The 15,236-nt window shown below is 42.4% G+C and carries 10 protein-coding genes; all 10 read left to right on the forward strand.

What is annotated here, in order from left to right; translation table 11 throughout:
• Window positions 1-369 precede the first annotated feature (369 nt).
• Window positions 370-1,884 carry an extracellular solute-binding protein gene (locus IGI89_RS08845; protein WP_438735550.1) on the forward strand — a complete coding sequence of 505 codons (1,515 nt, stop codon included), beginning with the start codon at window positions 370-372 and terminating at the stop codon, window positions 1,882-1,884.
• A gap of 266 nt (window positions 1,885-2,150) precedes the next feature.
• Window positions 2,151-2,819, forward strand: a complete 669-nt coding sequence (locus IGI89_RS08850; RefSeq protein ID WP_429968044.1) for a DUF1961 family protein — start codon at window positions 2,151-2,153, stop codon at window positions 2,817-2,819.
• The gene (locus IGI89_RS08855) at window positions 2,819-3,493 is read left to right on the forward strand and encodes a YesL family protein (RefSeq protein ID WP_194199249.1); all 675 of its coding nucleotides are present in this window, start codon (window positions 2,819-2,821) and stop codon (window positions 3,491-3,493) included. Before IGI89_RS08850 ends, IGI89_RS08855 begins: the two co-directional genes overlap by 1 nt.
• The gene (locus tag IGI89_RS08860) at window positions 3,468-5,981 is read left to right on the forward strand and encodes a hypothetical protein (RefSeq protein ID WP_438735551.1); all 2,514 of its coding nucleotides are present in this window, start codon (window positions 3,468-3,470) and stop codon (window positions 5,979-5,981) included. The genes IGI89_RS08855 and IGI89_RS08860 overlap by 26 nt, the downstream gene beginning before the upstream one ends.
• Window positions 5,966-6,913, forward strand: a complete 948-nt coding sequence (locus IGI89_RS08865) for an ABC transporter permease (protein ID WP_005234199.1) — start codon at window positions 5,966-5,968, stop codon at window positions 6,911-6,913. Before IGI89_RS08860 ends, IGI89_RS08865 begins: the two co-directional genes overlap by 16 nt.
• 11 nt (window positions 6,914-6,924) lie before the next feature.
• Window positions 6,925-7,803 carry a carbohydrate ABC transporter permease gene (locus tag IGI89_RS08870; RefSeq protein ID WP_086297880.1) on the forward strand — a complete coding sequence of 293 codons (879 nt, stop codon included), beginning with the start codon at window positions 6,925-6,927 and terminating at the stop codon, window positions 7,801-7,803.
• An 86-nt stretch (window positions 7,804-7,889) separates the two neighbouring features.
• The gene (locus IGI89_RS08875; protein WP_438735552.1) at window positions 7,890-10,100 is read left to right on the forward strand and encodes a helix-turn-helix transcriptional regulator; all 2,211 of its coding nucleotides are present in this window, start codon (window positions 7,890-7,892) and stop codon (window positions 10,098-10,100) included.
• Window positions 10,101-10,293: 193 nt separating this feature from the next.
• Complete coding sequence (locus tag IGI89_RS08880) at window positions 10,294-12,966, forward strand: beta-galactosidase (RefSeq protein ID WP_438735553.1); 2,673 nt, start codon at window positions 10,294-10,296, stop codon at window positions 12,964-12,966.
• Complete coding sequence (locus IGI89_RS08885; RefSeq protein ID WP_008380772.1) at window positions 12,938-13,777, forward strand: sugar phosphate isomerase/epimerase family protein; 840 nt, start codon at window positions 12,938-12,940, stop codon at window positions 13,775-13,777. The genes IGI89_RS08880 and IGI89_RS08885 overlap by 29 nt, the downstream gene beginning before the upstream one ends.
• Window positions 13,778-14,063: 286 nt before the next feature.
• Window positions 14,064-15,047 carry a LacI family DNA-binding transcriptional regulator gene (locus IGI89_RS08890; protein WP_438735554.1) on the forward strand — a complete coding sequence of 328 codons (984 nt, stop codon included), beginning with the start codon at window positions 14,064-14,066 and terminating at the stop codon, window positions 15,045-15,047.
• Window positions 15,048-15,236 lie beyond the last annotated feature (189 nt).

Below are 15,236 nucleotides of genomic sequence, written 5' to 3' on the forward strand. Positions count from 1 at the left end.
ACTGATGAATTATCAAAAAAGACCAATGAGTTGGTCTTTTTTTCATGATAAGGTGTTTCCAAATCTCTCACGAATAAGAACATCAGTACTTAGGCTACCCTTTCTACAACGAGAATTTAAGAATGATAGGAATCAGAAAAACTGCGATAATTAAATTGATTGAGCGAACTAAGAACATGAAGAACTATTTATTCTTTTTTCCTATAATTTACGATACCTGCAAATGTAGAGCAAAACTCCCTACCCAGCCATATATCAACGATTAGCAAAAAATGTCAATTGCTGGAAATCCTGCTTTTCGTTATGCTTTTGATATTGAAAGCGGTTTATTTAATCGGGCTCAACAACAAAATCTAAGGAGGAAAAGTAGTGAAAAAATTAAGTACGATTCTTGGTTTGGGGTTACTATCAGTCGCCTTTTTGTCGGCATGTGGGAAGGAGGAAGCAGGTTCCACAACAGATTATGATACGATTTCGATTTTATCGCCGTACATTGAAACTGAACCACCTGCAAGTGACAACGAGATTTTGAAACAATTAGAAGCTTACACTGGCAAAAACATTGATATTACCTGGGCACCCAATACATCCTATGAGGATAAAATGAATATTACGTTAGCTTCAGATGATATTCCAGAAGTGATGGTCATTCAAGGAAAATCAGGAGGATTTATCAAGTCAGCAGAAAATGGGGCTTTTTGGGATTTGACCGACTATTTAGCTGATTATCCTAATCTCTCTCAGTCTAACGAGGATGTTTTGCGTAATTCTTCTGTGAATGGCAAAGTGTATGGAATTTATCGGAAACGTGATGCGATGCGGACGGCGGTGATCATCCGAAAAGATTGGTTAGAAAACTTAAACTTAGAGGTACCAGAAACGATCGATGATCTTTATGAGATTGCCAAAGCATTTACTGAGAACGATCCCGATGGGAATGGTGAAAATGATACGTTTGGTTTGATTATTCCCCAATGGCCTGGCTCGATCAATTCAAATAGTCCTTACGATGTGTTAGCTACTTGGTTTGGGGCAGGAAATGCTTGGAAAGAAATAGACGGCACTTTAGAGCCATCCTTTATGCAACCAGAATACCTAGAATCAATGCAATTTGTTAAAGATATGGTGGAACAAGGCTATGTCAATCGTGATTTTGCAACTATGGCAGCAGATAAATGGGATGAGCCGTTTATCAATGGACGTGGTGGGAGCATTATTGATACGTATTCACGAGCAGCACAAATCAGTAATAAATTATTGCAAGCTGGAGAAGAAGACCTCGTCGTCTTTACAGGGAATTTAAAAGATAATAACGGTACGATGAACGCGTTACCGACAGATGGCTATTCTGGCTTCTTGGCGATTCCTAAGTCGAGTGTCCAGACAGAGGAACATCTAAAAGAGGTGTTGACGTTCCTTGATAAATTAAATGATAAAGAAGCACAGGTATTGCTGAACAACGGAATCGAAGGAATCAATTTTGAAGTAGTGGACGGAATGTCCGTCGCACTAGAAGGAACAGAAGCTGAAGCGCTAGCCAATGCGGTCAAAGGCTATTCACAAATTGGGATGAATGTAACGGAAGATACCCTTTACTATATTGCTAAACCTGATACAGAAGCGGCTACTGAAAGCTATGAAAAACGATTGTCATTGATGGAAGCTGATTTAGAGCACGCTGTCTTTAACCCAGCAGCCTCCTATAATACAGATACGTATGTAACAAAAGGGGCACAGCTTGATCAGATCATTAGTGATGCGCGGGTTCAATTTATTGCAGGACAAATCGATGAAGTGGGTTGGGAAGCTGCGATCGAACTTTGGAAGAATCAAGGAGGCACGCAGCTGATGGAAGAAACGAATGCCCTTCATCAAGCACAATAACGACAGTCGAAGAAGGTTGAGTGGATCTTGCTCTCAACCTTTTTCTTTTTCAATGATTTTTTTCAGCTAATAAATTGGAGTACTATTCAGGTGAGACGAGACAGGTAGTAAGAAATCAGAAAAGAAAAAATGGAAAAAACAAGTGAAAACCCTAATCTAACGCTTGATATCAAGGAATTCAAAAAAAGTCAATTGTTAGAAATGTAGGTCAAGTTTACTATGAAAAGAGAGAAGCAGCTCATATACGCATAAAAGGAGAAGAAGAAATGGTAGCGAAATTGATCTATGAAAATCCGCTGAATCAAGCAGCAGATATTCAACACTTTATTGCTGAAGGAGAGCCCAAAATTACTTTCCAAGACGGGATGATTCTGGCGAATACGTATTCTGAAGAATCAAACAAACAACCACATTTTGTTTTATGGCTGCCTCAACAATTTCCAGCGGACCTACGAATCACCTGGCAGTTTCAACCACTGGCTGAACCAGGCTTATGTATGCTCTTTTTTGCAGCAGCCAATCGCAAGGGTGGCTCGATCTTCGATTCTGGAGTACCCAAACGAACCGGGGCATATCCCGAGTATCATTCTGGAGGGATCGATGCTTACCACCTTTCTTATTTTCGAAGAAAGTATGAGGAGGAACGGGCGTTTGAAACGTGTAATTTGCGCAAAAGCCATGGGTTTCATCTGGTCGCCCAAGGCGCAGATCCACTTCCGAGTGTAGCAGATGCCCGAGGGTTTTATCACCTAAGAATCGATAAGGTAGGTGCAACGATCTCCTTTTGGATCAACGACTTATTGGTGTTAAGGTACCTTGATGAGGAACAGTTTGGTCCCATATTAACCAAAGGAGCGATCGGATTTCGGCAAATGGCGCCAATGAAGGCCCGCTATAAAGACTTAAAGGTATATTCCTTAGAGGAGGAACGGTGATGAATTGGCAGAAAGTATATCAAGCAGCAGATTTTGTCTTTTATTGTTTGCTGATAAATGTAACCGTTATTATAGGTGCGCTAGTAGGTGGGATCATCTTTGGACTGGCGCCTAGCGTACAAGCAGGATTCCACGTAGCAAAGAAAACCCTTAAACAGGAATCGCCGCCTTTTTTTCAAACGTTCTTTCGGTATTACCGCAGGAACTTTTGGCGATCGAATCGCTTGGGCTTACCGATCATTCTCTTTTATTTGTGCCCCATGGTAGTGATCCAGCAAGGATTTTTAGCGGCATTGACTCAAACAGGCTTGATCCTATTGATCGTTAGCCAATGCGTCGCGATCGCTGTGATTAATACATTGCTTAGCATGTACGAATATTATGTGCTCCCAACGAAGAAGTACCTAGGCGCTTCACTACGCTTTCTTTTCTTTCAACCTATTGGCACCTTTTTAGGCGTCCTTTGGTTTGGGATTTGTAGTACGATCAGTTTTTTTCTCCCCGGTCTCCTGCCATTTTTAAGTATTGGGATGTGGATCATTGGCACAATGGGGATTTACTTGAAATTATTTGATGAAAATGAACGAAAGCTAAAGCAACAAAAAGATGCAGGTCAACCTGCAGAGAGGGAAGAGGAGGAAATCGAACATGGCATTGAAATGGCTCAAAAATAAACCTAAGGGAAAACGTGGGCTGAGTTTTGGGTATCCATGGGAAAAAGGAGCTTTACAACCTGAGGCTCTAAGTGAGGAAATTTTTTTGCTGGGTGAGGAGCCGCTACAAACGAAAGTACTGGCTTACTGGCCAGATGGCAGTGTGAAATGGACAGGACACAGTGGTCTGGTGGCAGAAACGACGCAGTTACTTTTTCAAAGAAAACAGCGTGTCCAGAAGAAACAGGCGATTGCTAGGAAAGCTTACAACGGTATTTATTTTGACAACGGTACGATCAAAGGCTTCTTCCCGAAACATGGGGAAGGGAAAAATGTATTGGACTGGGTAGCGGTCAATGGGCAGAAAAAATTGCAAGATCTTCACGCAATCCTGCAATACCAAAACAAAAAGGTGCAGTCCAAAGTAACGGACTTGATGTTGGAAGAAAATGGTTCCGAGAAAGCCGTTATCAAAGTATCAGGCATCATTGAGATCGATCAAGAAGTGGTGCAAGAGTTTATTTTACGGTTCCGCATCTTTCGCGAAATCAGCAAATTGGAAATCATTCATACGGTCATTATCATCAAACCACTTGCTTATGAAGGCATGGGGATAGCATTTGATTATGCGTTGACAGGTGAAAATTGGAATCGACAAGTCAAATTTATTGCAGATGCTGTGTATCATGAAGCGGCGCAATTGTTACTTTCACGGCGACACTATCAACAAAACATTCCCTATCAAGAACAAGCCAGTGGACAGCTCGTTTCATTGACCCCAGCGGACGAGCCGATGCTGTCTCATGCAGTGGAAAATGCTATTTGGGACAATTTTCGGGTCAATCAAATCAATCATCGGTCATTTGAATTAGAAAAACAGACCGAAGCTGGGTACTGTTGGTTGCCCATTGGGGATGGCGAGCATTATTCAGGTACCTTTTACGCTGGGGGAGAAACCGGCGGCGTTGCTTGCAGCATGGAGAAATTTTGGGAAAAAGCACCATCTGCGATCGAGGTGGCAGGCATCACCCAAAAAGCAACCCAAATCACGATGTGGCAGTGGTCACCGAATGCCAAGCCAATGGATTTTCAGCACTATTCCAAACGGGATCATATGCTTAGCGGATACGAAGGAATGGAAGAGATTCGTTCGACGGCAGTTGGTGTAGCAAATACGACGCGTTGTTGGTTGGATCTTTATGAAGAAGCCCCGTCAGAAGAAGTGTTGCTGGGCTTAGCTCAAGAAAACCAAGAACCTGCCCAGCTCGTTTCATTGCCAGAGCGTTATCAAGAGACGAGGGTTTTTGGCAGGATCAGTTTACCAGACGAATCAACGAAAACGAAACAATTGCTGGAGCAACAATTGGCTGAGATGCGGCAATTCTATTTAGCAGAAGTCCAACAAAGAGGTTGGTATGGCTATTGGAACTATGGTGATGTCATGCATACCTATGATCAGTTTCGACACCAATGGCGCTACGATCTTGGTGGGTACGCTTGGCAAAACACTGAATTGGTGCCTAACATGTGGCTTTGGTTAGATTTTTTACGGACTGGTGATCCAAGCGTCTACTATCTGGCTGAAAGCATGACGAGACATACTTCAGAAGTCGATCAGTATCATGCTGGGGAATACAAAGGATTAGGGTCACGGCATAATGTCGTTCATTGGGGTTGCCAAGCCAAAGAAGTTCGAATTTCAATGGCGGGTCTCCATCGCTACTACTACTATTTGACAGCGGATGAACGCATTGGAGAGATTATGGAACAAGTCAAAGACAATGAAACCTATGCTTTTGATGCGTTACCACCGATGCGCGAGTTTTATGAACGAGAAACGAAGCGGATACCGATTCGCATCGGACCAGATTGGGCTGCGCTAGTCTCGAACTGGTTTACCCAGTGGGAACGGACGAATGATCCTGTTTACCTTGAAAAAATTCGCACGGGCATCACCTGCATCAAAGCCATGCCCCAGCGCCTATTGTCTGGTCCCACAGTGTTATTTGATCCACAAGACAAAACCTTATCTTATATGGGAACAGGGAATTTTGGCGGCTATCACATGGTCATCTCCTTTGGGGCGCCGCAAGTTTGGTTAGAACTTGCTCAAGTGCTGGAAGACCCCGAGTGGACAGAGATGTTAGGGGAGTTTGGCTGGTTTTATAGCTTGAGTCCTGAAATAAAAGCAGAAGAGTCAAACGAGGTACTGACGGAACCTCATTTTGCCTGGCCAATGTTTGCGTCGACGATGATGGCCTTTGCTGGGCGAGTGCGTAAGGATCAAGCAATCAGTCAAAGGGCTTGGCAGTTATTGCTTGATAATGACAAATCGGGTGTTCCATTGCCGATCGAAGCGACCATTGAAGCAGCGACAACGTGGAAAAAAATAAAAGAAATGCCGTGGGTATCGACCAATGTGTTGTCACAGTGGGGTCTAAATACGATTTGTTGTTTAGCACTGATCGGAGCGGAGTTAGAGGAGGAGAATGAATGGAAACAACAATAAAAAAAGTGCCGAAAACGAAAGAGCAATGGGGGAGTTTTCTCAACCATTTTAAACAAAATAAATGGCTCTATATTTTGACGATTCCCGGGATCATCTATTTTGCAGTATTTCGTTATGCGCCGATGTATGGGTTGATCATTGCTTTCAAAGATTATGTGCCCTTTTTAGGAATCGCAGATAGCCCATGGGTAGGAACACAAAATTTTATGGATTTCTTCAATAATCCTGATTTCTTTCGAATCTTGTGGAACACGTTGATGATTGCCTTTTTAAACATTTTCTTTTCGTTTCCAGCACCAATCTTTTTGGCACTGTTACTGAATGAATTACGCAACAAGCTGTTTCAGCGGACCATTCAAACCTTCGTCTATGTACCGCATTTTCTTTCATGGACGATCGTCGTTAGTCTTTGGCATATTTTATTCAACATCGATCATGGAGCGATCACTCAATTTATCGCTTCGTTGACAGGCGTGGAAATCGATTTTCTCTCAGACCCGCAATGGTTCCGCCCCATGATCGTGATGCAATCGATTTGGAAAGAGATCGGTTGGGGGACTATTATTTATTTAGCTGCCTTATCAGGTGTGGATCAGGAACAATACGAAGCCGCGATCATGGATGGTGCAGGACGTTTCCGTCGTGTGTGGCACATTACTTTGCCTGCGATTCGTTCGACGATCATCATTATGCTGATTATGCGGATCGGGTCAATTTTGTCTACTGGGTTTGATCAGATTTTCTTGATGACCAATCAATTGAACCGGACAGTAGCAGATGTTTTTGACACGTATGTGTATATGATGGGGATCACCAATGGCGCTTACAGTTACTCAACAGCCGTCGGATTATTTAAATCGATCGTTGGGATCATCCTCGTACTTTGTACCAATAAATTAGCGAAACGTTTTGGCGAAAGCGGCTTATACTAAGGAGGAAAAAGATGGCTACTTTACACAATACGAAAGCAGGGAAAATATTTGACATTTTTAATGCACTATTTTTGGCATTGATTGGGTTATTCATGGTGATTCCTTTTATTTATGTGATCGCCGGTTCATTTGCTACGGAGTTAGAATTGACCACACGTTCGTTTTTCTTATGGCCAAATGAGATCAGTCTCGACTCCTATCGCTTTATTTTTTCAACCAACACCTTTATCCGTAGTTTGCTTGTAACGGTCGGCGTTACCATCGTTGGCACGCTGGTGCAGCTTTTCTGTACCTTCACCTTTGCCTATCCTTTATCACGCAAGCACCTAAAAGGACGGAACACCTTGTTGAATCTCGTGATTTTTGCAATGCTCTTTTCAGGTGGGATGATCCCAACGTTTATCGTGGTGAAAAATTTAGGACTGATCAATTCTTATTGGGCATTGATTTTGCCAATCGCGATCAATCCGTTCAACTTAATGATCATCAAAAACTTTTTCCAAGAAATGCCGATCGAGTTGGAAGAATCCGCCAAGATGGACGGCTGTACGGAACTAGGGATCTTATGGAAAATCATTTTGCCTTTATCAAAACCAGTGATCGCGACCTTCACCCTTTTTTACGCCGTTGGTATCTGGAACGACTTCATGAGTGGATTGCTCTATATCAACGATTCAGCAAAATGGCCGATTCAGTTATTGTTAAGACAGATCACGATGGCCTCCAGTGGTGCCAATGCGTTAGCAAGTATGGACCCAAACTATGTGCCGCCTGAACAAGGAATCAAATTTGCAGTCATCATTGTGGCGACTTTACCAATTTTGATCTTCTATCCGTTTTTGCAAAAACATTTTGCCAAAGGAATGCTGATTGGATCCGTCAAAGGATGATACACTTCAATAGTTGTGGATAGGTTGTCATGCGTTTTTTCGCATGACAATTTGTTACATAAAATCTATTACAAGGGTGTTTGGGAATGAAGTACTTTAAAACAGGCGGTTTTCATCGAAAACTGCAGCTAGCCAGTCTATGGATCGTCGTGCCGCTATTAGCCGTTGCAATCTTTTTGCATGCCTATTTGATCGGACCATTACAACGATCGTATCAAGAACTAAACAATCGCCAAGTCGAAGGAATCGTTAGTAACATCAACCAACAGTTCTCGCAGCTGGAAGTGACTTTAAGCGTTTGGGGGCAATCGTTTCAAAGGCGCTACCAAGAAGATTTATTGGAAACGACGAATTATCAGACGTTGATCCAGCTGTCGGAAGAATTGTTTTACTTAACCAATAGCTCCAATTATGTCAATCGAATCGGTATTTATTCGCTCGGAGAGGCGCCCTTTGGGATTGAAAGTGGCGGCACGTATGAATTAACGCTCGAGCAAACCAAAACAGCATTTGAACGCTATCGGATCGATAATGGTAGGCAGTATCAGTGGAAGATCATTGAAGAAGAGGATGAATTGATTTTTGTACAAAACATTGATAGCCAAGGCGAAGATCAGCCTAAAATTTTTTTAGTTGCAACGATCGACGAGCAATCATTGTTAAAGTATTTTTATGATACTCAAATTGAAAATGGACTCGCAGCGATTTCCTTTAATCATGAGAGTTTTCGTTTTATTGGCGATCAGAACTTAGCGAATGTTATCCAACCGCTGAGTGAGGAGCATCAAGGAACCTGGGTCGAATCGATCAATGGCAATGATTATAGCATGATCGCCGTAAACAGTACGCGACTCAACCAAATATGGACGTTTTATACCGTCGTTCCCTTAGCATTGATTACCGAGCCAGTCACTCATTTGGCTAGAGTGCTGATCGTCGTAAGCATTCTTTTTATTGCTTGTGTGGCAGTCATGAGTCTCTTTTTGGCAAAAAAACAATACCAACCTTTTGAAAAAACGATGGATCAGCTCTTTGGTAATACCCAATGGAAAAAAGAAAACGATCTGGAGTTTTTGGTGGACCGTTGGCAACAATTAAGTCGGGAAAAAGGATTGTTGCAAAATCAGGCGGAACGCTTTCAAGATTCGCTGAAGCGACAAGTGATCCAACATTTGATGGAAGGGTATTATGGCTATTTATCGGAGGAAGAATCGCAACAATTACTGCAGCAAAAAAACTGGTGCTTAAGTGACCAAGGGTATCGCCTGTTTTATTTCCAACTCAATGATCTATTAAGCAATCAAGCAAATTCACAAGATGAAACCCACATTTTGTTTGCCTTAGAAAACATTATAGCGGATGTCACAGCCATGTTTTTCCCTGAATCAACCATTGTTTCTTCAAATGAAGGACGGATTTTGGTTTTTGTGGTCAATCAAGAGCAGCTACTGACAGATTACTTCACGATGATCACCAAGCAAATCAATTTGATCGTCTGCCGTTATGTCACCATCGTTAGTTCGCAACAAGAAACAGAGATTCGCAAGTTGCCTGAAGTTGCCCAACGTCTCAAAAAGCAAATCCATCTGCAACGGTTGATTCCCGAAAATCAAGTGCTTCAAGGAGAGAAAATGCGCCCGCTGCCGAAGTATTCTCTTTCGCAAGAAAATTTGATTTTAACAGCGCTGAAAAGTGGCTATCATGAAGAATTGCAACGAAGTGTCCAGCGGTTTTTAGAACAGGTCGTGGCAGAAAACAATCAACAGGCTGCGGTGATCTATGTGGTCAATCGACTGTACGATCAAGTCGATTACCTTTTAAATGAAAATGGGGTCTCACGAACGGATTATGTATCGAAAACGGTTGTGTTAGAGCGAATCGAACGACTTTTAGCCATCAATCAGATCCAAGCCTTTTTGTACCATCATTTCTTAAAACCCGTCTCCATCCTCTGGCAAGAAAATGTCGCTAATTCTTATAGTGAAATGATCCAAAAAGTAGCGGAGTACATCCAATCTGATTTTCGCAATGAACAAATTTCGTTAGAATACGTTGCGGATCGTTTCGAAGTAGACCCAATCTTTTTGAGTAAGGAGTTCAAGCGTGCCAAGCAGGTCAACTTTATTGATTATTTAACCAATGTTCGCATCGTAGAAGCAAAACGGCAGTTGCTCGAAACTGATCACCAAATCAATGAAATTGCAGAAAACCTTGGGTATAATCCCAGTTACTTCAATCGTTTATTTAAAAAGTGCACGGGAATGACCCCAGGACAATATCGAAAAGGTCAGAGCTGATCACTGTTGGTTGCTGCGGAAAAGCTCGTATTTTCGCAGCTTTTGCTCTGATTTTTCCATGTTTTCGTCAGCAAATGTTTTGTATAATAGAAAAGAAAGCGATTTTCAATGCAGCTTATGTTCAGCAAGAAAACCAGTGGACTTGTCGAAGCTGTTGGAAATCTGATAGTAAATAGATGGAGGAAGAAAAGAAATGAAAATCGTTCTAGGCGGAGATTCAACCGTGGCGGATTATCCCATTGATCAACAGCCAATGATGGGCTGGGGACAAGCTTTACCAAGCTATCTGTCCCCAGAAGTAGACGTACGCAATTTTGCGAAAAACGGCAGTACGACTCGTTCCTTTATCGAAGAAGGGTTGTTTGAGCAACTCCTGCAAGAAGTCGAACCGAATACAGTCGTCCTACTGCAATTTGGACATAATGACCAAAAAGAGAAAAATCATGTCACGATGGAGGCGTACATTGCTCATTTGACAGAGATGATCCGTCAAATCAAAGAAAAAGCAGGAATCCCGATCCTGTGTACACCTGTTGAACGGCGTGTAGGAGAAGAGGGACGACTGGCGCATACGTTGTCAGCGTTTTTATCGGTCTTAAGAGAACTTAGTCGAACGGAAGAAGTGGATTTGTTTGATTTAAATCGCTATACCTATCATTATTATGACACACTAGGACTAGAAGCTTCCAAAGCGCTCTTTGTTTGGTTAGCACCAGATGAGCACCCCAATTATCCTGCAGGTCTCGCAGATGATACTCACTTTTCAAAGGTCGGGGCGCATATGATCGCTCGCTATGTAGCGATTCGTTTACAGGCGTTTTTCCATGAGCAACCACTGTTTCCTGATATTTATTACGGCGCCTGCATGTATCCAGAAGTCTGGTCGGAAGAAATCATGCAAAGTGATAGTCAAACGATGAAAACGTTGGGCATGAATTTTGCTAGAATTGGGGAATTCATGTGGCGTGACTTGGAGCCTCAACCTGGAGAATATGATTTTTCGTTGTTGGAACGTGCGCTAGAACAGTACCAAGCAAATGGCATCGATGTTTGCTTATGTATTCCAACGCCGACCCCACCCCGCTGGTTTACAAAACAGTACCCAGAAGCATTAATCACTAATCAAGATGGAACGAAGATGCATCACGGCTCAAGACAGCATGTCTGTACAAACAACGAGGACTTTCGCCGTTATGCCTATCGGTTGACGAGAAAAATCGCTGAGATTGCCGAAAAACATGAAAATGTCGTTATGTTGCAATTGGACAATGAGTTTAAATGTCATGTCGATCTATGTTACTGTACGACATGCCAAACGCGTTGGCATACGTATTTAAAAGACAGCTATCAATCCGTGACCAACCTCAACGAGTGTTGGGGCACGAAGGTATGGAGTGAGCGGTATGACGCATTTGAGGATGTCGTCTTGCCACTAACGACCCCGTTTTTGCATAATTCTTCCCTGATGAATGCCTTTCGTCGCTTTACCACTGATACGTTGAATGAGTTTGCGCATGATCTTTGTCATTTTATCCGAATGGAGACCGCGTTACCCATTACCCATAACTCCGCTTTTGGGTTTAACTTGCAAAATGATGAGCTATTTGCTGATTTAGATATTGCCGGTTTTGATACGTATGCACCGGCAGACAACTATCCAGCGTATACCATGAACTTGGATCGTTGGCGGAATGTCAAACCGCGCAACAAGGAAATGTTATTGTTAGAAACTTGTACCGCCAATGCCGGTCATATTGAAAACTATGCGGCACCTCGTCCTCATGGGTTTGTCACAAGTGAAGCGTTCATTGGCTATGCTGGTCATTTGAAATCCTTCTGTTTTTGGCATTTTCGTGGACATCGCTATGGTGTGGAGCAACCCCATAGCGCCGTGTTAACTGCTTGGGGAGAGCCAGATCGTGGGTATGAAGAGGTAGTTCGGATTGGCGAACTAAGACAACAGATCGCACCACTTTTAGCGGAAACGAAGTATGTATCTGCAAAAATAGCCATCATCTACTCGGACTACTCGAAACGCTTTTACACGATCGATCATGGGGGTATTTATGATTATCGCAGCCTGTTTACCGAATTTTACGGCAGTCTGATTCGCCAAGGGATTCGTGTAGAAATCATTCAAGAAAATAGTCCGTTAGAAGAGTATGATGTTGTTCTTGCCCCATTTGTTCGTTGGATCAGTCCTACCTTGCTGAAAAAATTTGCCGCCTTTACTGAAGCAGGAGGCAAGCTGATTTTAGGCCCGATGACGGGGGATCGGACAAAAGAGCTAGCGTGGCCAGCGACGAATGGCTTAGATCGTTTAGGAGAATGGCTCGGGTTTGACCAAATCCAGCAGTTTACGGTGAAAGGACTGACTTATCAGCTAACCTATGACGGCCTAAAAGAACCTTTGGATCATTTGGTCACAGTTTTTCATTGCCCAGAAGATTGGGAAACGATCGGACGAGGGAATGACCAAACGCTACTAGCTAAGAAACAACTGGCTCAAGGAGAGATCATCTATTTAGGTGCGCTACCTAGCAATTTACCAGACAGTTTGATATGGCAGTCGTTTTGTCACAAAGAACTTTTCCCTTATGAATCAGAGCGCCTGTTGATCAAATGTTCGGAAGGTGTGATGAAGTATCGCCGAGAGTCAGCGACCCATGTCCAACTCTGGATCAGTAACTTAGGGATGACGACAGCTGACTTTACCTTACATCTCCCCGGTTTCGAACGCTTATCAGGTGAAGCGCTGGCGCGGGGTAACCATAGGCTAGAACCTTATGAAAATTTGATTATTGAATGGGAAAAAACAGTAGAAAGCGAGGAGTCAGATGATTCATTTAGCCATCCGAGGGCATGACCTCTCAGGAGAATATACACCCAAGCAGCTAGCACAAGCGGTAGGAGCAAAGAAAATAAGAAACGTTCAGTTTGCCTTGAATGCGTCTTTTCCAGACCTAAGTGCTCCTGAAAAAATGAGTCCAGGTATGGGGACCTTCTTCAAGAATGAATTCCAAGAACAAGGCGTTCAAATCGCTTTGTTAAGTTGTTATAGTAACTTGATTCATCCCGAACCAGAGGAACGAGAGAAAATCTTACAGAAATTTGAGCGCTACTTATTCCATGCCCGTTATTTTGGTGCCAGCATGGTGGCTTCAGAAACAGGCTCAGTCATTGCCGCGCTGGGATATAGCGAAGAGAATTTTTCGGATGAGGTTTTTGAAGACTTGATCCATGTGATCCAGCGACTCGTTCGAGTAGGAGAAAAACATAAAACCATGGTAGGGATCGAAGCAGGAATGAATCATCCGTTGTATTCGAATCAGCGCATCGCCGAGCTGATTGAACGTGTTCCTTCTGATTATCTAGGGATCATTTACGATCCAACGAATTTGATCACCGCAAAAACGGCTGCTGATCAAGTTGCATTGGTAGAAGAAGCGTTTACTCTTTTTGGCGAGAAAATCGTCTGCTTGCACCTAAAGGATTTTCAACTCTCGAGAGAAGAAGTGATCCCTGTCCCGTTAGGTGAAGGACAAATACGGTATCCAGAAATTTTACAGCTTCTGATCAAACACAAGCCATACTGTTACGTGGTGTTAGAAGAAACAAAAGACGCTGGGATCGATCGTGCGGTGGCGTTGATTGAAGGCTTAGATTTAAAAAATTAGCTGGGTGCTTTTGTAAATGATTGTTTAAGAGAACACGGGAGTGATTTTCTTGTTTTCTTCAAAGACGCTGACATTAATGCAAACTTTTATCGAGCATAGAAAAGTTGTTTATGGTGAGATTTCATCTAAACAGCTTTTTTATTTTCATAAAAACAGAAAATATGATGCAAGGTTTGTTATTATAGAATAAAAAGAAAGCATTTTAGAGTGTTGCATTCGGATAATAGATCAAATGGAAAAGGATTTAACAATTACGAGACATGAAAAAGAGAGAAAGGAGGGACCAATGGCAAACATGCAAGATGTGGCAAAACTTGCCAATGTATCCGTGACTACCGTCTCACGAGTGATCAACAATAAAAAATACGTGAATGAAGAAACAAAGCGGGTTGTGCTAGAAGCAATTCAAGCACTTGATTATGTACCAAATGAATTAGCACGGTCCTTTTATTACAATTCTTCAAAGATGATCGGCTTGCTGATCTATGATTTGAAAAATGATTTTTATAATCAATTTATTACCCGAATCGAGTCGCAACTGATTGAGAAAGGCTATAGTTTGATGATTGGTACCACACAAGGAAATCCTGAAAGAGAAGCCTATTTTTTGAACTTGTTTCTCGCAAATAATATTGATGGGTTGATCTTATGTACCAACCTTTGTACGCAAGGTCCGTTGTTGCAAAAGGTTCTCAAATTACCTCTAGTGAGTGTGGGTAGAGTCCTTAGCGATGAAGTATCCTCCGTTTCTGCGGATAATACCTCAGGTGGACAGTTGGCAGCACAGATCTTAATCCAAAATCGTTGTCGCGAGATCCTCTTCGTTAATGGACCAAAGACATTACATTCCGTTCAAGAAAAATCAGCTGGTTTTTATCAAGTGATGGACCAATACCCAGAGATCCATGTTCACGAGGTCATACTCGATTTTGTAAATGTCACGCAAACTTCCTTTGATCAACTTTTTCGTCAATGGCCTTCTATCGATGGCATTTTTGCGGCAAGTGATTTTTTGGCAGCCTGCGCTTTACGTTCCCTTCATTCACTGGATAAAAAGATTGGTGAAGCGATTCAGGTGATTGGTTATGAAAACACCAATGTTTGTCTTTGTACTAACCCTTTGCTTTCGTCCATCGCACGACCTTTAGAGGAGATGGTGGATTGGACGACCCAGCTACTTTTTCAAGAGGTACAAGGAGACAAAACCGCACCAAGACACGTCCTCTTGAAAAATTCATTTGTCCCAAGAGAAACGACTCAATGGAAGTGATGGGAAAAGAAGCAACCGCTTGCAGCTTTCTTTTGATTGTCTTGGGATAGCCGCAATTCTATAATGAAATGGACTGGAATAAATCCAGACTGATGAAGTTGCTAAGTGATAGGTGTTGATAGCTAGTACTATTTTTTCGAAAAAATGGTTCCGTTTACAAAAGATTCTGTAAAATAGCGAACGGTTTGA

Source organism: Enterococcus sp. AZ141 (assembly GCF_051714385.1).
Lineage (GTDB): Bacteria > Bacillota > Bacilli > Lactobacillales > Enterococcaceae > Enterococcus_D > Enterococcus_D entomosocium.